General features: G+C 44.1%; 12 protein-coding genes. 11 read left to right on the plus strand and 1 reads right to left on the minus strand.

The features are described 5' to 3' along the window. From EWE74_RS14950 to EWE74_RS14975, 6 genes are all read left to right on the plus strand, one after another. The gene (locus EWE74_RS14950; protein WP_130142310.1) at positions 1-1,518 is read left to right on the plus strand and encodes a tagaturonate reductase; all 1,518 of its coding nucleotides are present in this window, start codon (positions 1-3) and stop codon (positions 1,516-1,518) included. Beyond that, positions 1,500-3,146, plus strand: a complete 1,647-nt coding sequence (locus tag EWE74_RS14955) for a UxaA family hydrolase (RefSeq protein ID WP_130142311.1) — start codon at positions 1,500-1,502, stop codon at positions 3,144-3,146. The genes EWE74_RS14950 and EWE74_RS14955 overlap by 19 nt, the downstream gene beginning before the upstream one ends. A 13-nt stretch (positions 3,147-3,159) precedes the next feature. Then, positions 3,160-4,560, plus strand: a complete 1,401-nt coding sequence (gene uxaC / locus EWE74_RS14960; protein ID WP_130142312.1) for a glucuronate isomerase — start codon at positions 3,160-3,162, stop codon at positions 4,558-4,560. A 200-nt stretch (positions 4,561-4,760) separates the two neighbouring features. Next, entirely contained in the window at positions 4,761-5,420 is a 660-nt protein-coding gene (locus EWE74_RS14965) for a bifunctional 4-hydroxy-2-oxoglutarate aldolase/2-dehydro-3-deoxy-phosphogluconate aldolase (RefSeq protein ID WP_130142313.1), read from the plus strand. A gap of 75 nt (positions 5,421-5,495) precedes the next feature. After that, entirely contained in the window at positions 5,496-6,944 is a 1,449-nt protein-coding gene (locus EWE74_RS14970) for an MFS transporter (protein WP_130142314.1), read from the plus strand. Positions 6,945-7,106: 162 nt separating this feature from the next. Continuing rightward, positions 7,107-8,114, plus strand: coding sequence for a LacI family DNA-binding transcriptional regulator (locus EWE74_RS14975; RefSeq protein WP_130142315.1), 1,008 nt, complete (start codon positions 7,107-7,109; stop codon positions 8,112-8,114). Positions 8,115-8,118: 4 nt separating this feature from the next. Here the strand turns inward: EWE74_RS14975 and EWE74_RS14980 are convergent, their stop codons facing one another. Then, entirely contained in the window at positions 8,119-9,297 is a 1,179-nt protein-coding gene (locus EWE74_RS14980; RefSeq protein WP_130142316.1) for an MFS transporter, read from the minus strand. A 202-nt stretch (positions 9,298-9,499) separates the two neighbouring features. On the opposite strand from EWE74_RS14980, the gene EWE74_RS14985 reads away from it, so the two are divergent. The 5 genes from EWE74_RS14985 (at position 9,500) to EWE74_RS15005 (ending at position 19,015) form a co-directional block, all read left to right on the plus strand. After that, the gene (locus tag EWE74_RS14985) at positions 9,500-10,381 is read left to right on the plus strand and encodes a helix-turn-helix domain-containing protein (RefSeq protein WP_130142317.1); all 882 of its coding nucleotides are present in this window, start codon (positions 9,500-9,502) and stop codon (positions 10,379-10,381) included. 315 nt (positions 10,382-10,696) lie between these two features. Next, positions 10,697-13,924: a SusC/RagA family TonB-linked outer membrane protein gene (locus EWE74_RS14990; protein WP_206365244.1), complete on the plus strand. Its 3,228-nt coding sequence runs from the start codon at positions 10,697-10,699 to the stop codon at positions 13,922-13,924. A 20-nt stretch (positions 13,925-13,944) separates the two neighbouring features. After that, the gene (locus tag EWE74_RS14995; RefSeq protein WP_130142318.1) at positions 13,945-15,633 is read left to right on the plus strand and encodes a RagB/SusD family nutrient uptake outer membrane protein; all 1,689 of its coding nucleotides are present in this window, start codon (positions 13,945-13,947) and stop codon (positions 15,631-15,633) included. A 12-nt stretch (positions 15,634-15,645) separates the two neighbouring features. Then, positions 15,646-16,890: a glycan-binding surface protein gene (locus EWE74_RS15000; RefSeq protein ID WP_130142319.1), complete on the plus strand. Its 1,245-nt coding sequence runs from the start codon at positions 15,646-15,648 to the stop codon at positions 16,888-16,890. Positions 16,891-16,903: 13 nt separating this feature from the next. After that, positions 16,904-19,015, plus strand: a complete 2,112-nt coding sequence (locus EWE74_RS15005) for a glycan-binding surface protein (RefSeq protein WP_130142320.1) — start codon at positions 16,904-16,906, stop codon at positions 19,013-19,015. Positions 19,016-19,023 lie beyond the last annotated feature (8 nt).

Consider the following 19,023-nt stretch of genomic DNA (forward strand, 5'->3'; position numbering starts at 1 on the left):
ATGTTACTTTCAAGAGAGAATATAGAAAAAATAGATGTAAGCAAGGTTGAGTTACCACAAGGTAGCTCCTTTGAATTGCCGGAACGCGTATTACAGTTTGGCACAGGTGTGTTGTTGAGAGGGTTACCCGATTATTTTGTGGATAAAGCAAATAAAGCGGGTGTATTTAATGGTCGTGTTTTAGTCGTTAAATCGACTTCGTCATCGGGAACAGATGAATTTGCAGAGCAGCAAGGGTTATATACCTTATGCATAAAAGGAATAGAAGAAGGACAGGAAGTGGTGAGGTACAGCATCAATAATGCGATTTCGCGGGTACTGTCTGCTTCGAAAGATTGGGAGACGATTTTGGAGGCCGCGCACAATCCTGAAATGCAGATCGTATTCTCGAATACGACCGAAGTAGGGATCGTGTTGAGTAACGATAAGATAACAGACAACCCTCCCGCGTCGTTTCCGGGAAAATTGTTGGCCTTCCTCTATGAGCGCTATCGCCACTTCAAGGGTGATACCACAAAAGGGCTGGTTATATTACCGACAGAATTGATTTCTGATAACGCGACAAAACTGAAGAAAATCTTACACAGTCTGGCAGCTCAAAATAACTTGGAAAAAGATTTTTTGGCATGGTTGGACGAAGCGAACGACTTTTGTAACACCTTGGTAGATCGTATTGTACCTGGCCGTTTACCAAAAGAAGAACAACAACAGACAGAACAGGAGTTAGGATACCAAGATCAACTGATGATTATGGCAGAGCCATTCCGTTTATGGGCTATCGAAACCGGTTCGCAGCGGGTAAAACAAATCCTTTCTTTTGCGGAAGTGGACAGCAGTGTTGTGCTTGTTCCATCTATTGATAAATTTAAGGAAATCAAATTACGTTTGCTTAATGGAACACATACATTGAGTTGTGCGGCTGCTTTATGGAGTGGTTTTATCACGGTGAAGGAAGCCATGCAAAACGACTCCTTCAATGCTTTTGTCAAGGGTCTAATGAAAAATGAAATCAGTAAAGCTATCGTAGATCAGCATATTGAAATACAAGACGCCGAAGATTTTTCCAACCGTGTAATTGATCGGTTTAGCAACCCATTCTTAGAACATCGGTGGGAAAGTATAGCCTTAAACTACACCTCCAAAATGAATATGCGAAACATTGCGTTGTTGGAGAAATGGTATAAAAAGAACTTAGTTCCCCCGCTACATATGGCATTAGGTTTCGCTGCCTATATCAAATTTATGAATACGAAAGTGCAAAACGGGCAATATGTGCAGGAAATAGATGGACAAGAGATCGCTTTGCAAGATGAATTCGCGCCTGTGCTATTCGACTATTGGAAGAACCCGCAGACGGTCGTACATAATGTATTGCACGATGATAGCTTATGGGGAAAAGATTTGACGACGTATCCCGAGTTTGAACAGGCAGTGAAGCAATATTTGGATGAAATAAACGCAAATGGCGTATTAAAAACAATTGAAAACTTAAATGCAGAATGGCAAGTAGAATATTAAGAATCCATCCTAAGGATAATGTGTTGGTGGCATTGCAGAATCTGTCAAAAGGGGAGCAAATTGAATTTAATGGTGTTGTTTATACCTTACAGGAAGATGTGCCGGCAAAGCATAAGTTTTTTATGCAGGAAATGCAGCAAGGGGATGAGATATACATGTATGGGGTATTGGTAGGGAAAACACAATATACAGTGCCACAGGGTGGAATCATGAATACCGATAACACCAAGCATGCGGCAGATCCTTACACCTTTAGACCTTATGCGTACTCTTGGGAGGCTCCGGACGTTTCCCGATTCTCCGGGAGAACCTTTAATGGCTATGTGCGGGAGGATGGTAGAGTAGGCACGGCCAATTATTGGTTGTTTGTGCCAACGGTATTCTGTGAAAATAGAAACCTGGATGTTATTAAGGAAGCGCTTCACAACGAACTAGGATATTCCGTGACCGGAAAATACCGTGCTTTCACCCATGAACTGTTGGCCGCGTATGAAGCCGGACAGGACATCAATACATTATCACCTGAGCAGTTAAGCGTTGCCTCTCATTCGAAGAATCGAGTATTTAAGAATGTAGATGGTATTAAATTCTTAAATCATCAGGGAGGATGTGGCGGTATTCGGCAGGATGCGGCCGTTTTAGGGAAACTATTGGCCGCTTATGCTGACCATCCCAATGTAGCAGGTGTCACGGTATTAAGTCTCGGTTGTCAGAATCTGCAATTGAGCGATTTATTGACGGATATTAAAGAGCGAAATCCAAATTTTAAAAAGCCGATTCATGTTTTTGAGCAACAGCAGTCGAAAAGCGAAGAACAGCTTATTAAAGAAGCTATACAAAAGACGTTTACAGGGCTTATCGAAATTAATAAGCTGGAACGGCAACCTGCCCCGTTGAGCAAATTGACCTTAGGCGTGAAATGTGGTGGCAGCGATGGCTTTAGTGGAATATCGGCCAATCCTGCTGTTGGGTATACGTCTGACTTGCTGGTCGCATTGGGCGGTAAGGTGTTGTTGGCAGAGTTCCCGGAATTGTGTGGCGCCGAACAAAATTTAATCGACAGAACGATAGCGCCTGAAGCAGCGCATAAATTTATTAAATTGATGGGGGCATACAGCCAGGCAGCAGAAAATGTGGGTTCTGGGTTTCACATGAATCCATCACCCGGAAATATTCGGGACGGTTTGATTACAGATGCGATAAAGAGCACGGGAGCAGCAAAAAAAGGCGGGACATCTCCTGTCGTTGACGTACTAGACTATACGGAGGAAGCCACAAAGCCCGGTCTAAATCTCGTGTGTACGCCTGGCAACGATGTAGAAGCAACCACTGGAAAAACGGCTTCGGGTGCAACGTTAATTTTGTTTACAACCGGATTAGGTACGCCGACTGGTAATCCTATTTGTCCCGTTATTAAGGTAGCAACCAACAATGCGTTGGCGCAACGGATGGGAGATATAATTGATATCAACACCGGCTCCATCATTGACGGAGATAAGACTATTGAGCAAATGGGAGAAGATATTCTCGAATATTGTATCAAAGCAGCCAGTGGCGAGATTATACCAAAAGCAGTTCAATTAAATCAAGACGACTTTATCCCTTGGAAAAGAGGGGTTAGTCTATAAAACTATCATGATCATGAAAACATTTTTAGACGACAATTTTTTATTAAATAGCAAAACGGCAGAAACGTTATATCATCAATTTTCAAAGAGTTTGCCGATTATTGATTACCATAACCACTTGATACCAGAACAAATTGTGAACGATACACAATTTGAAAACATCAGTCAAGTATGGTTAAATGGTGACCATTATAAATGGCGTGCTATGCGTGCTAACGGTGTGGACGAAAAATATATTACAGGAGATGCCTCTGACAAAGATAAGTTTTTGAAATGGGCGGAGACAGTTCCATATACGTTGCGTAATCCCTTGTATCACTGGACGCACCTAGAGCTTCAGCGGTATTTCGGCATCAAGGATTTGCTATCTCCTAGAACAGCGGAAAAGATTTATGAGGAAACAGCTGCTAAATTGGCAACGCCGGGCTATTCCGTACGGGGATTATTGAAAATGATGAATGTGGAGGTCGTGTGTACGACGGATGATCCCATAGATTCCTTGAATTTTCATCAACAGTTTGCACAAGAACAGGAGAGCTTCAAGATGCTTCCGGCATTTCGTCCAGACAAAGCTATGAACAGCGATGATGTGACCGCATTGAATGCTTATATTGATCAAGTAGAGGCGGTAACAAACACGTCTATAGGAAGTTTTTCAGCTTATTTAGACGCATTGAAAGCGAGACATGATTTCTTTGCTGAAAACGGTTGTTCCGTATCCGATCACGGATTGGAACAGATTTATGCCGAAGATTATACAGACCAGGAAATCGGGGCTATTTTCGAAAAAATAAGAGCAAATCAAACATTAACATATAGCGAAAATCTGAAATTCAAATCAGCTATGTTGGTGCAGTTTGCCGAATGGGATCACGAAAAAGGTTGGGTTCAACAGTATCATTTAGGGGCTCTGCGTAATAACAACGCACGTATGCTACGTGTAAATGGGCCGGATACCGGCTGGGATTCCATTGGTGACTTTAGCCAGGCGAGAGCACTTTCCAAATTCCTCAATAGATTGGATAACGAAGATAGATTGACGAAAACGATTTTATATAACCTTAATCCGGCCGATAATGAGTTGATCGCGACAATGATCGGGAATTTTAACGATGGATCTATCAAAGGAAAAATTCAGTTTGGATCGGCTTGGTGGTTCCTCGATCAAAAAGATGGCATGACCAAACAGCTAAATGCTTTATCGAATATGGGGTTACTGAGTCGCTTAGTGGGGATGTTGACTGATTCTCGTAGCTTCCTGTCGTTTCCAAGGCACGAATATTTCAGACGATTAGTATGTGATATCTTTGGAGAAGATGTAGAAAAAGGAGAATTACCGAATGATATCGAATGGATTGGTAAAATTGTAGGCGACATCAGCTATCATAACGCGAAAGAATACTTTAATTTCTAGGCACAAGCCGAGAATTTCGTTGACTATCAATTTCTCATGCTCCTGGAAGTTAGGTAGTCAACGAAATCCTTGTAGTAATCATTTTATGGTTTTCTGCGTTCAAATGGCTATCTTTCCAAAATATTCTAATGACACCTAAACCGGTCAACGAAAAGATTGAAGGGAAGATCTTATAAAGCAGAACAAAATTATTATTTATAATGAGTAAGAAAAAAGAAGTTTTAGATGCGATTTTGAAACAGGGGATGTTGCCTTTGTTTTTCCACACCGATGTGCAAGAAAGTATTGATATCGTAAAGACACTATATGCCTCGGGGATTCGCGTTTTTGAGTTTACAAATCGCGGAGAAGAGGCGAAAAAGGTTTTCAAAGCACTCATAGATGCACGAAATGAAGAGATGCCCGAGCTTCAACTGGGTATCGGTACAATCAAAACGATGAGTGAAGCGGAGAAATTTATCAGCCTAGGAGCAGATTTTATCGTTGCACCCATCGTCACGCCCAGTGTAGGAGACTTGGCACACAGCCATGACCTGCTTTGGATTCCGGGCTGTATGACCCCTAACGAAATTGCGTTAGCACAACAAAATAAAGCCGCTTTGATTAAACTTTTTCCGGCAAATGTATTGGGGCCAGGATTTTTGTCTGCTATTAAGGAATTATTTAAAGGGCAGTTGTTTATACCTACTGGCGGGGTAGATCTGGAGATAGAAAATTTAAAATCTTGGTTTAAAGCCGGTGTTTGTGCCGTGGGAATGGGCAGTAAATTGATCAACCCTAAACAGGTGGATGGTCTGGCAGAAAGGACACAACAAGCATTACAACTTGTCGCACAGGCCAGAGCGGAAAGTGAGGGATAAGTTTATAGAGAGTCATTGATCACGAATACGAAAAGCAAATTACGAGAAACGAAAAATAAAAAAAAAGCTATACCAATGAACATGGAAAAGAAAAGCAATTATAGATGGACAATATGCGGGCTGCTATTTTTTGCAACAACTATTAACTATTTGGACAGACAGGTACTGTCGCTCACATGGAAAGATTTTATTGCGCCAGAGTTTCATTGGACAAATAGTGATTATGGATTGATTACAGCATTATTCTCTATATTTTATGCTGTAAGTATGTTATTTGCCGGGCGGTTTGTAGACTGGTTGGATACCAAAAAAGGTTTTTTATGGGCCATCGGTATCTGGTCGGTAGGTGCTGTGCTACATGCTTTTTGTGGTATTGCCACCTCTGGAATTGTTGCGGGAGAATGGTTTGTAGGGTTTGAAGGGGCTAAGGAAGCAATTGCGCGGGTCAATGATGTTGGCCTAGTGGTCAGCGTCAGTGTTACTTTGTTTATTTTTGCACGTTTTGTGCTCGCTGTAGGGGAAGCAGGTAACTTTCCGGCGGCGATTAAAGCTACGGCAGAATTTTTTCCTAAAAAAGATAGGGCGCTTTCAACCAGTATTTTTAATGCAGGAGCGACTATTGGTGCATTAGCAGCACCACTTACTATACCGGTGATTGCCGCTCATTGGGGTTGGGAGATGTCTTTTATTATTATTGGTGCGTTGGGTTTTGTATGGATGGGCTTTTGGATTTTTATGTATAAAAAGCCGCATGAACACCCTAAAATTAATAAGGCCGAGCTGGATTATATCATGCAGGACGGCGACCATGTCGTGCCGGAGGATGTCGTGGGCGTAGCCCCAGCGGAGAAGAAGAAAATGTCGTTCGCGGATTGCTTTAAATATAAACAGACGTGGGCTTTTGCATTTGGTAAATTTATGACCGACGGGGTATGGTGGTTTTTCTTGTTCTGGATGCCTGCTTATCTTTCCTCCGTTTATGATATCAAATCGTCCGATACAGAAGGACAATTGGCATTGTTCGTCCTATATCTGATAACGTTATTGTCCATTATTGGCGGGTGGCTACCTACCTATTTTGTAGAAAAAAAAGGATTAAATCCGTATGACGGACGCATGAAAGCCATGTTATTGTTTGCTTTTGTACCACTGGTGGTATTGTTTGCACAGCCTCTCGGACATCTTTCCTACTGGGTGCCCGTCCTGTTTATTGGTTTTGCAGGAGCCGCCCACCAGGCATGGTCTGCTAACATTTTCTCTACGGTAGGCGATATGTTCCCTCGGAGTGCAATTGCAACGGTTACGGGGATCGGTGGTCTTGCCGGCGGAGTGGGTTCGACATTTATCAACTTTGGTTCTGGAAAGCTATTTGATCATGCTGCACAAACACAAATGGTGTTTATGGGCTTTCAAGGAGAAGAGGCAGGATATTTTATCGTTTTCTCGTTCTGTGCGGTAGCCTATCTAATCGCTTGGGCAGTGATGAAAACGTTGGTGCCAAAAATGGAAATAATTAAAGAATAACATAGGTATACTTCTAAGTAGGCAGTATATTTTTAACAAGAACATGGGCAGATTTTTTATCTGCCCATTTTTTATTCTCCCGGATAACAACTTTATTACCTACCGGCAAGGTATTTTAATATATCGGCTATTTTAGGTATTATTACGCCATAATTACCTGTTATGGCGTTTGAGAACTATACGATAAAAGATATTGCAAAGGCCTTAAACCTTTCCACATCAACTGTTTCCAGAGCTTTACGGGACAGTTATGAAATCAGCTCAGAAACCAAAAAACTGGTCTTGGAGTATGCGGAAAAAATAAATTACCGGGCAAACCCCATTGCACGGAGCCTGAAAGAAAGAAAAAGTTATAGTATTGGTGTGATCGTAACAGAGATTGCGAATAATTTCTTCTCGCAGGTAATCGATGGAATAGAGTCGGTGGCTTATAGCAACAACTATCAAGTCGTTATTTCTCAAATGCGCGAATCTTCTGCACGGGAACGACTTAATGTGGAACACCTTTACTCCCGTTCGACAGATGGTTTGTTGATCGCGCTATCCGCCGAAACGACCGATCTATCCTATTTAGAACATTTGATCGGTAAGGGATTTCCGATCGTGTTTTTTGATCGTGTGCCTAACCTTGCAGCATGCCATAAGGTAATTGCAGACAATCGTCAAGGAGGATTCGATGCTATCCAGTATCTTGTCGGAAAAGGTAAGCGAAAGATTGCGCACCTTACCGGAACGAGGAAACTCTCCATTACGAGGGAACGGTTGGAAGGCTATAAAATGGGACTCGAAGCGAACGGACTCCCGTATGCCCCTGAGCTTGTTAAGCACTGTGAATACGGAGGGCTTCACCAAGATGAAATAGAGCAGGCCGTTACGGAGCTTCTACAAGAAGAATACGATGCAATCTTCATCTCCGGAGATAAATTGAGTATGGGATATTTGCAAGCTATGAAAGAGCGTCCTGAGGCTGACCTGCGGAAAATAGAAGTAACAGGCTTTACCAATTCGAAAGTCGTGAATCTCTTCTCCCCCCCTATCACCGCTGTACGCCAGCCTGCGTTTGAAATGGGCGAAAAAGCCGCCGAGCTATTGATTCAACAAATCGAATCTAAACATCCTATAGAGGATTTTGAGACTATTGTGTTTCCAACTACGCTTATTCAACCCTAACGATTTACTTTCTGCTAAACACAGCTAACCGACTGGTCAATACAAACATCAGTAGGCCAAAGCAAGCGAATACACCGAAAGAATGCCGTAAACTAAATAATTCGGCAATATATCCAATAAGTGGAGGGCCCATTAAGAAGCCTAAGTAGCTGACGCTAGAAACCATTGCTAATGCCACGCCCGAAGAAATAGTTTTATGTTTGCCGGCAACGGAATACACAGAAGGGATGTTGCAGGCAACGCCTAATCCGACGAGCATAAAGGCAAGGGTACATAACACAAATTGTGGAAAAAGAACCGCTCCCATCATGCCCGTAAACATGAGAATTCCGCTAATCTGTAGCGTCCGTTTACGACCAATTCGGCTGATAACAGCATCCCCGATAAACCGACCCATTGCCATCGTAATCATAAATGAAGCATATCCGACGGTGGTCCATTTTTCCGGCGCCTGCACAATGTCGTGAAAATATACACCGCTCCAATCAAACATCGCTCCTTCTGTAGCCATGCTACAAAAGCCAATTACCCCCAAGGATATTAACACACGATCGGGTTTAAATGAAAAGGATTTTTTTTCTGACGAACTGGAAATATCCGGTACAAGATAAGCCTTGTTTAGTAAAATATTGATGAGCATTAAGCCCATGATCATATAGAAGTGGGTCTGCGTGGATAAATCAATGTTCAGGGAAACCAAGCCAATGACAGCGCCCGTAAACCCCGCTATGCTCCACGCACCATGGAAGGAAGACATGATGGATCTCTTATAGAGACGCTCAGCCAATACGCCCTGCGTGTTGACCGAGATATTACAGATATTGCCAGTGATCCCAAAAAGCAAGAGCATACCACCTAATTGCCAAGCGTTAGCGGCTAAGGGAATCCCACATAATACAATCAAATAAACGAAAGCCGCGATGGGCATAATGCGATGGCTTCCATATTTGCTGACAAGTTTTCCGGAAATAGGCATAGTCATCAATTGACCGATAGGCAATGCAAGTAAAACGGTGCCTAATTGCGCTTCTGTGAGCTGCAATGCTGACTTAATCACGGGTATACGGCTTGCCCAACTGGCAAAAGCCAACCCTTGTCCGAAATAGAATAGCGAAACGGCTAAACGTATCCTTTGTTTATTTCCATACACTGCCGTGTTTTGTGCGTTTGTTGACGAGTCCATGGTTTGCTTCCTGATGTTGAAGCAAAAGTACGCTAAATTTTGTTCATTAGAAATTGATCTCACTTTTGTAAATTTGATTATCCATCAAGAAATAACTGAAAGGCAACGCTCCAACTACCGACGTTGTGAAAGGCAGATTTCGTTTTAGATATGCTACTTCTGTATGGATGAACAAAGAATACTAATTTGAACGTAAATGAACATGCTATCGATATTACGAGAAACAACGCCACTTTCCGAAAAAGATTGTTTTATGGTGTTCACCAGAGAGAAAACCGATTTTGATTTTCCAGTTCATGTTCACCCGGAGTATGAATTGAATTTTATTGAAAATGCGAAAGGGGCACAACGTATTATGGGTGATAGCATAGAAGAAATAGAAGATATAGAGCTTGCGCTGATTACGAGTTCGAATCTGGAACATGGATGGATGAACCATCGATGTGTGCCAGGAACGATAATTAAGGAAATTACTATTCAGTTTCATCCCAATCTTTTAAATGATCAGTTATTGAACAGGAATCAGTTCCGAACTATACAAAATATGTTCGCGAAAGCGGCTTACGGAATCTCCTTCAGTGAGACCGCTATCGAACAGATTAAGACAAAGATTTATGATCTGGCAGCTGACAATGATGGTTTTTATTCTGTGATGAAACTCATCGAGCTTTTGTATGAACTTTCACATGATACAGCAGCGCGTATGCTCTCCAGTCGCTCGTTTCACGCGGAAAAACAACAATTCAATAGCCGACGGGTAGAAAGGATTATCCAATTTCTAATGGAGAATTATACGCGGGAAGTGACTTTAGGGGATGTCAGCGATCTGGTCGGGATGACGGCGGTCTCCGTAAGCCGCTTTCTAAAGTTGCGAACGGGAAGAAGTTTTGTCGATACACTGAACGATATCCGGCTGGGGCACGCAAGCCGGAGGCTGATCGATACCACCCACAGCGTCGCAGAAATAGCACTGCAATCTGGATTTAATAACTTGTCAAACTTTAACCGAATTTTTTTAAAGAAAAAAGGTTGTACCCCGTCTGATTTTCGGAATAAATATCGTGCCTCCAAGTTTTTTCTATAAAAATTTGTTTTGGCTGTAAACACTGCTTATCCTTCTTAAGGATAAGTAAATGCTCCTGTGGAATGCCTTCATTTGATAGCAGAGGGTGATATTGGCTTGATAAGTGTCTTTAATAGATAAAAAAGTATTAGCGCCGAACGACAAGTTCTTACTACATTTGGATATTGCTTATTGTAGAGCAATAATAAACCACCAATTTTAAACAATATACTATGATAAAAAAAGTACTTTTCATAACGAGATTCCCGTTTCATTTCAACATTTTGTTCGGCCATTGAGCCTTTTTCAGGACTAATATAAACTAATACCATAGATATGAATAGATTATTTTATTTCATGCTGTTTGTAATGTTATTGCCTGCCCTGCTGCAGGCACAGAACATGCAAGTTAGCGGACGGGTAACCGATTTGATGCATGGAGGGGCGATTTCGGGCGTTTCTGTCAGCGTGAAGGGAACAACTCACCAAACAAGTACAGATAACGAAGGTCGCTATCGTATTCAAGCCCAAGCGAACAGCATGCTTGTATTTTCCTATATTGGAATGGAAACCCAAGAAATTCGCGTTACGAGCAACGAACTGCACGTGCAGATGGTGGCCAGCGTAAACGAACTCGACCAAGTAGTAGCCATCGGTTATGGTGCCGTCCGTAAAGGCGACTTGTCCGGTTCTTCGGTCACCGTCAGCGAGGAACAATTAAAAGGGTCGGTTGTGACCAATCTAGATCAGGCATTACAAGGCCGGGCGACGGGTGTCACGGCTACCATGACTTCGGGTGCACCTGGAGGAGCAATGTCCATCCGGGTACGGGGGCAGGCCACAATCAATGCTAATGCGGAGCCTCTTTACGTTATCGACGGCGTGATTGTACAAGGAGGAGGGGCTAGCGGCGCATCTTTTGGTTTGGGGGATGCGCTCGGAAATGGAAGTGTGTCTACCATCTCTCCTTTGTCTACCATCAACCCTGCAGATATTGTCTCCATAGAAGTCTTGAAAGACGCCTCTGCAACGGCAATTTATGGTGCTCAAGGGGCGAATGGTGTGGTATTAATTACGACAAAAAGAGGACGAGCAGGCGAAGCTAAGTTCGGTTACGAAGGGCTAACAGCCATACAAAACCAGCCTATCCGGTTGGATATGATGAATTTACGCGAGTTTGCAGCGTTTAGCAATAATATTGCCGGAGAGACTAATTCCAGAGACAGCCGCGTGGAGTTTCGTGATCCGTCTTTGCTTGGTCAGGGAACGAATTGGCAGGAGGCGATTTTCCGGAATGCCCCAATGCAGCAACATCAGCTATCTGCACAGGGCGGCACGGACGCTGTGAAGTACTACGTTTCGGGTTCTTTTATGGATCAAACCGGAACAGTTATCGGTACGAATTTCGATCGATATTCTTTCCGATCCAATCTAGATGCACAGCTTAAAAGCTGGTTCAAACTAGGTTTAAATGCGATGTATTCCTCTACAGGCGAACGCCTCAGTTTGGTAGATAGTGACGAAGGGGTAGTGAAGTTTTCACTGTTAACGCCGCCAGATATCCCGATTTATGATATAGATGGCAACTACGCCAGTGTGGTACGGGAAGGCTACACTACATTGAACCCTATAGCGAAAGCATTGAGCGACAAGATACTGCTGGATAGAACCAAGTTAAACGGAAGCGTCTTCGCCGATCTGACCATTTTGGAAGGCTTGGTGTGGCGATCAGAGCTTGGATTTGATATTAGCGGATCACGCGCAGAAGTATTCGAGCCTACATTGGAATTAGGGAACTGGAGAAGATCAATAAATATGAACGCGTGGCAACGCAACAACAGTAAATTCTGGCAGCTCAAAAACTATTTGACGTACACCCGTAACTTCGGCTCAGGGCATGCGATCAACGCTATGCTCGGACAGGAAGCATGGGAATCTACTTACGAGTTTATGCGTATCAGTGCTACAGGACTCCCTTCCAATGATGTGCAAAACCCGCGCTTGGGCGAAGATCCGCAAATAAACTCTGGGTTTGGGGAATCTGCGATGTCCTCTTTTTTTGGCCGCCTGATGTATAATTACCAAGATCGATTTATGGGAACCTATACCTATCGTCGGGACGGCTCATCTAATTTTGGGCCAGAAAACCGTTGGGCAAGCTTCCATTCGTTTGCGACGTCTTGGCGTTTCTCTAACGAAGCGTTTTTTGAGCCTTTGAAATCTGTAGTGTCTGATGGTAAAATACGTATTGGATGGGGACAGACGGGGAATTCCAGTATAGGATCCTATCTCTGGGGGGCAAGTATCACGATGATGCCCACTGGACTTGGACCCGGGTATCGACAGTCTAACATAGCTAATCCCTATATACAGTGGGAAACACAGGAACAATGGAACTTCGGATTAGACCTAGCGTTCTTCAACGACCGGCTAAGAGTTGTCGCGGATGTCTACGATAAAACGTCCAAAGACATGTTAATGGCGTTGCAGCTTCCATCCTATATGGGAACACGCGGAAACGCTTCGTCCGCATTGGCGTCGCCGATGGGAAATTACGGCACGATCAACAATAAGGGATTCGAATTGGCCGTATCGACCAAAAATATGACGGGAGCTTTCGAGTGGGATACCGATCTTCAGGTAACTGTCAATAGGAACAAATTGGTCGCATTGGACGGCACGGCGTCTGCGCATATTGAGGGATACGGACAGTGGAGTGATGTCGTCTCGGTATCTCGGATCGGCGAACCGTTATATAGTTTTTACGGATATAAAGTGATCGGTGTGTACCGTGACTTGGAGGATTTGAAGAACTCACCTAAACCCGAAAAATATCCTTCCGATGGCGTATTTAATAGAGCCAATACAACTTGGGTAGGCGACCTTAAATATGCTGATATCAGCGGACCCGATGGTGTGCCAGATGGTATCATCGATACTTACGACCGGACGGATATCGGTTCACCGATGCCTAAATTTACCTTTGGCATTAATAATACCTTTCGGTATAAGAATTTTGATCTCAATGTATTTCTAAACGGATCATACGGGAATAAAGTAATGAATTATATGGGGATTAACTTATCTAATATGTTGACAGGATGGAATAATCAGCATCAAAAAGTCACAGATCGCGCTATTCTGCAACCGATAAATCCAGATAAGAGTTACCCTGCGAACGTCAATGGAACCGTTGTCAACAATTGGTTTGAAGATGTCACCAACATCGAGGTAAGCAATCCGGACACAAAAATACCACGGGCAATTTTTAATGATCCGAACGATAACGACCGGATTAGCGATCGTTATATCGAGGATGGTTCTTACCTGCGTGTCCGCAATATAGCATTAGGATATACCTTGCCTTCGACATGGACGGAGCGATGGCGGGTGGATAACGTGCGGGTATATGTCAATATCCAAAATCTGTACACTTTTACCAACTATACGGGATATGACCCGGAGATTGGGGCTAGTATGGCCAGTTCAAATGTGTTTGGTTTGGATAACGGTCGTTATCCATCTCCACGTACTTTTTCTGCCGGTATCAATTTATCTTTTTAACAATGCAAAGAATGAGAACAATGAAAAGAATATATACACATATACAGCACGCCGTTTGTTGGGGGATGTTGGCGTTCGCTTTCGGGTCTTGCGGCGATTTTTTGGATCGCCCGACGGTAGACAGTTATACCATCGATATCTTTTACCAAACGGATGAACAATGCTTTCAGGCCGTTAATCCAATCTATAATTCACCCTGGTACGATTACCAACGCGGATTCTTCAAGGTCGGCGAAGTGCTTTCGGGGAATTACTATATGGGCAATTCGCCTTACTTGACTTTTACCATTAACTCTACCGATCAGGATCTCGTCAACATGTCGGCTTCATTATGGTCCGTCAACGCTTATTGTAATGGTATACTGGAAAATATTGAAGCTAAATCCGGACCTAACGTTAGCCAAGTTGTGAAGAATACCGTGAAAGGAGAGGCATTGGTTTGGAAAGCAATGGCTTACTTTTATTTGGTCCGCACGTTTGGAGCCGTGCCTATTGTCCACAACAATTCCGAAGAGATTGCAGCAGGAAACTATAACGAAGTATTTAAAGCGCCTGTAGAGGACGTGTATCAGTATATCGTGATGACCTTGGAGAAGGCTGTCGAGTGGCTTCCGCTTAACAATCGTCCGGGACGTATTGATCGCTTCACTGCATACGCCCTGCTGTCCAAGGTCTATCTGACGAAATCGGGGTACGGACAAAGTGGTTCGCGTGATCAAACGGATTTAGACAAAGCCGCCGAATATGCGCGGAAGGTAATCGATGAAAGTGGCCGTGTATTAGCACCGGTATATTCCGATATTTTTAGGCTGGAGAACAATTTCTCCAGTGAAAGTCTTCTTGCCTGGCACTGGGTATCATCCGAAGTATGGACCTCACAGAACACGTTACAATCCGACTTGGCACTGACCGGGTTTTCCGAATTTGGTGATACCTGGGGAGACTGGGGCGGTCCTTCTATCGATCTCCAAGATGATTTTAACGAAAATGCCCTTTCATTGACGCGTAACAATGTCGATGTCCGAAGAAAAGCCACCATGATGATGTACGGTGATGTTTATACCTATTTTTGGGCCGATCAGGGGGGATTCGATTACGCAAATTTTGCCGAAAATGTTACCGGCGAATTTCGCTCACCTACCGGAGCAAACAGTGTGAAGCACCTCGTTGGGAACAATAGCGACCACGTGGCGGGCATCGGGGCACCCATGCGGAATATGTCAACGAGTTTAAGTACCCATTTGCTGCGGTTGGCAGACGTGTATTTAATCTATGCAGAAGCCATCATGGGAAATGCGGGCTCAACGACGGATGCCAAGGCGCTGGAGGCCTATAACGCTGTGCGCAAACGAGCTGGCTTTAGTGGTAACACCACTTCCATTACCTGGCAGGACGTCTGGAAAGAAAGACGTCTGGAATTGGCCTGTGAGGGCGACCGCTGGTATGACTATGTGCGTTGGCATTATTATGAACCCGCGGCGGCAATAGCGGAGCTAAAAGGGCAGCGAAGAAGTTTTTACATAGGACTCGATGATTTCTATAAGACCGAGAGCTTTGATCCCAACGTGACCCGTTATGATGATAATCCGGTAATCCCGAATATCACTAGTGCACATTTTCAGTTACCCTTTCCGGACACCGACCTGACGATGAACCCGAACCTGCTGAAGGATCCGGTGAAGTTTGATTTTAGTAGTATACAATATTAAACCTGAGAAGACATGAAAACAATTTATAAAACAATGTCGAAGATAGGTATAGCATGTGTAGTTCTATTCCTTTTATTGTCGGTAAATGCTTGTAAGGATGATACGGCGATGTTTGAATTTGAAGATGGTATACCGACCATTCGCTATGTGCGCGTGCCAGACGAGAACGTAAGTGATTCGCTTCTGACGAGTGCTTTCTTAGGTAACAGTATAGCCATCATCGGGGAAAATATGAAAAGCGTGTCTGAGATTTGGTTTAACGATCAAAAAGCAGTGCTGAACACGAGTTTTATGACGGACGAGGTTATTATTGTATCGGTACCACAAGGCATACCAGAACACGTTACCGATAAGATTTATTTTGTAAATAGCTCGAAGCAGGATACCGTGTCGCACGGCTTTAACGTATTGGTTCCTCCGCCGGCAGTCGTGGCGATGGAATGTGAATATGTGCCGGAAGGTGAAATCGCTGTACTGAAAGGCAATTATTTTCTTTCGACGGCGACACAGGATCATCCGGTGGTGGTATTTTCGCCCAATATAGAGGCAACGGAAATCGTATCGTATTCACTGACAGATATTCAGGTGGTCGTGCCTGCAGGGGCAACGGAAGGACCAGTTTCTGTGCAGTCGCGTTATGGAACGGCCCGATCTACCTTCCATTTTAGAGATACCCGCGGAATGATTACAAATTATGATGCCGATTATCCGATTGTGAACAGTTGGGGCCGAACTGGAAGACTCGAAAACGATCCTGCCTTTGCACTATCCGGAAACTACCTGAAATTGTCGGGCTCATTTGCCGAGCCGACGGAATGGAGTGCTGCGAGCGAGAATGACGGGCTTAGCCACTATTGGGGGAATGAAAACGGGCATACGGACGCGATTTTCGACGGCAATCCAGAAGAAATGGTGATGAAATTTGAAGCCTACGTTCCAAACCGATGGAGCGCAGTGGGCCTTTCCTTTATTTTTGCTGCTACCGGTACGACGAATGGCCCACTCTACGAAGATGCTAAACCGCGTGGAATATGGATGCCATGGAGAAATACCGGGGCTTACCAAACCGATGGCTGGGTAACCGTTGCGATTCCACTTTCGGAATTTAAGTACAACGGAGCTGGTTCGTCTTTGAACGTCTTGCCGGAGGCTTTTGACAACCTGAATATTTTCTTGGCGAACCGTGGATTAGTGTATGTTGGAACGGCATCCGACCCGGTGATTTTAATGGATAATTTGAGAATTGTGCCACAGTAACCTAAAATAAACCATGATGACAGTCTTTAAAATAAAAAAATACCGATTGGCTCGTTGGCTAGTCTGTTTGCTGATCGGGGGGCTATTCTTCACCTCTTGTGAAAAAGAAGAACAAGCGACAGGTGAAGATACTGTACAACTTGAAGTTTTTGGGCCATCGCCGGCCTTGCGCGGCAGCGACATTCGGTTTATCGGAAACGGAATGGATAAAGTAAAAGCCGTGGTGTTGGCAGATGGCACGGAGATTACGGAAATTATCGTCGTAAACTCCGGTGAGATCAAGATAACCATACCGCAAGAAGCACCGCCAGGACATCTCGTCCTAAAGTATGACGGTGGGGAAATAAGGACAAAAACGCCACTAACGTATTCGGAGCCTATTGCGATAGATAAGATAGCGCCTATGCAAGTTAGGGCTGGTGACATATTCGTCATTGAAGGGGATTATTTAAACCTGATTGCGCAGGTCATATTTGCGAAAGGTGTGGCGGTAGATAGTGTGGACTTCAAGAGCCGGTCGCGGTATAAGATTGAAGTAGCCGTTCCTCGGGAAGCACAGACAGGTTTGGTCAGTGTCTCCAACGGGGCTGAGGTTCCTATCTTAGTTTATGCAGAAGAGGAGGTAGAAGTAGTCGTGCCCACAGTGCAATCTATTGCGCCTAACCCTGTAAAACCGGGAAAGGGATTGCTTATTACCGGAACTGATTTTCAGTTGGTTGAATCTATACTTTTTCCAGAGAATATCGCGGTAGGCGAGTTTACCATTAATGAATCTTATACGGAAATCAAGGTGGATGTGCCGCAAGACGCAAAAGAGGGGCCAGTCAAGCTGTTGTCGTATTCCGGCCTGGAAATCCTTTCGGACGAATTGGGCTTGTTGGCTCCTGAGATTGAAAGTATAGCACCTAACCCCGTAAAGAATGGCACAAAATTGGTCATCATAGGGGAAAATTTAGATCTAGTTACTTCCGTCATCTTTTCCGGTGATGCGGAAGGAGAAATCGTGACGCAGTCTGCAACAAAGCTTGAGGTCAACGTTCCGCTGTCTGCGAAAGATGGTGAGCTTGTTCTAAGTACGCATTCGGGCAAGACGGCAACGGCTGCGGTTACCTTGGTGCGCCCAACGATCAGCAGCTTAAACCCGACGAATTTGATGGCAGGGAATGAACTGACTATCACGGGGACGCATCTCGACTTGGTACGACAGGTGATATTTGGTGGAGGGCACGTTGTTGATGATATACAGGCTACCTCCGCCACCTCGCTGCGTGTGCAGGTACCAATGTCGGCAGGATCCGGTGTTATAACGTTAGTAACAGCGAATGGAACAGAGGTGAAATCATCGATGTCGCTGGTTGTCACATCACCGAACATACCTGTTATCACCAAAATCTCAACATCGGCCAAACCGGGAGAATTGATCCGAATTGAAGGCACGAAGTTACATTTGGTAGAGAGTGTCTATTTTCAGGATAATGTAAAAGGAACGCAATACGGAATGCGTAACGAGAGTCTGATAGAGGTATACATTCCACAAAATGCCGTTAAAGGAAAAGTCAATTTGAAGCTTGTTACATTCGACGGTACGGAAGTAGAATCACCGACATTCACCATTTCAGGTGTTGACCCGGTCGTTGACCCTAGCTATGTGTTTTTTGATTTTGACTCGAAAGGAAGCTGGTGGGGATCGCATGGGCAAGTGGAAAATGAACCGAACTTATCTATCAGTGGCAATTATTTTCGGGTTAATAAGCAATTGGCAGGCGGATGGGATGATTTCTTCTGGCGGAATGGACGCGACAATTTCAAAACCGATGGAGTTTCCGTGGCAGAATGGGCGATTAAAATGGATGTGAATGTATTAGGTGGTACGACGCAGGCACTAAAATTCCGGTTGAATGGTGCAGACGGCGATTTCTGGGCGATTATCCCGCCGTTGGCGAACCAAGGGGGGTGGTATACCGTCACGATTCCGTTAACAGACTTTAGAGATGGTGACGGAACAGGTAGTGGTCGACTTCCAAATGTGCAGAATATTGATCAGGATTTTGGAATGGCAACAAATGGCGCTGCTGGCATGTTGAATATCGCGATAGACAATATCCGGTTTGAGAAAATAAAATAGAACCCTTT

This window comes from Sphingobacterium corticibacterium (assembly GCF_004208525.1).
GTDB classification, from domain to species: Bacteria; Bacteroidota; Bacteroidia; order Sphingobacteriales; family Sphingobacteriaceae; genus Sphingobacterium; species Sphingobacterium corticibacterium.

What these genes read in the sequence shown, in the direction of transcription:
- EWE74_RS14950 (WP_130142310.1), top strand. Translation starts at nt 1, where the DNA reads ATGTTACTTTCAAGAGAGAATATAGAAAAAATAGATGTAAGCAAGGTT.
- EWE74_RS14955 (WP_130142311.1), top strand. Translation starts at nt 1,500, where the DNA reads ATGGCAAGTAGAATATTAAGAATCCATCCTAAGGATAATGTGTTGGTG.
- uxaC (WP_130142312.1), top strand. Translation starts at nt 3,160, where the DNA reads ATGAAAACATTTTTAGACGACAATTTTTTATTAAATAGCAAAACGGCA.
- EWE74_RS14965 (WP_130142313.1), top strand. Translation starts at nt 4,761, where the DNA reads ATGAGTAAGAAAAAAGAAGTTTTAGATGCGATTTTGAAACAGGGGATG.
- EWE74_RS14970 (WP_130142314.1), top strand. Translation starts at nt 5,496, where the DNA reads ATGAACATGGAAAAGAAAAGCAATTATAGATGGACAATATGCGGGCTG.
- EWE74_RS14975 (WP_130142315.1), top strand. Translation starts at nt 7,107, where the DNA reads ATGGCGTTTGAGAACTATACGATAAAAGATATTGCAAAGGCCTTAAAC.
- EWE74_RS14980 (WP_130142316.1), bottom strand. Translation starts at nt 9,297, where the DNA reads ATGGACTCGTCAACAAACGCACAAAACACGGCAGTGTATGGAAATAAA.
- EWE74_RS14985 (WP_130142317.1), top strand. Translation starts at nt 9,500, where the DNA reads ATGCTATCGATATTACGAGAAACAACGCCACTTTCCGAAAAAGATTGT.
- EWE74_RS14990 (WP_206365244.1), top strand. Translation starts at nt 10,697, where the DNA reads ATGAATAGATTATTTTATTTCATGCTGTTTGTAATGTTATTGCCTGCC.
- EWE74_RS14995 (WP_130142318.1), top strand. Translation starts at nt 13,945, where the DNA reads ATGAAAAGAATATATACACATATACAGCACGCCGTTTGTTGGGGGATG.
- EWE74_RS15000 (WP_130142319.1), top strand. Translation starts at nt 15,646, where the DNA reads ATGAAAACAATTTATAAAACAATGTCGAAGATAGGTATAGCATGTGTA.
- EWE74_RS15005 (WP_130142320.1), top strand. Translation starts at nt 16,904, where the DNA reads ATGATGACAGTCTTTAAAATAAAAAAATACCGATTGGCTCGTTGGCTA.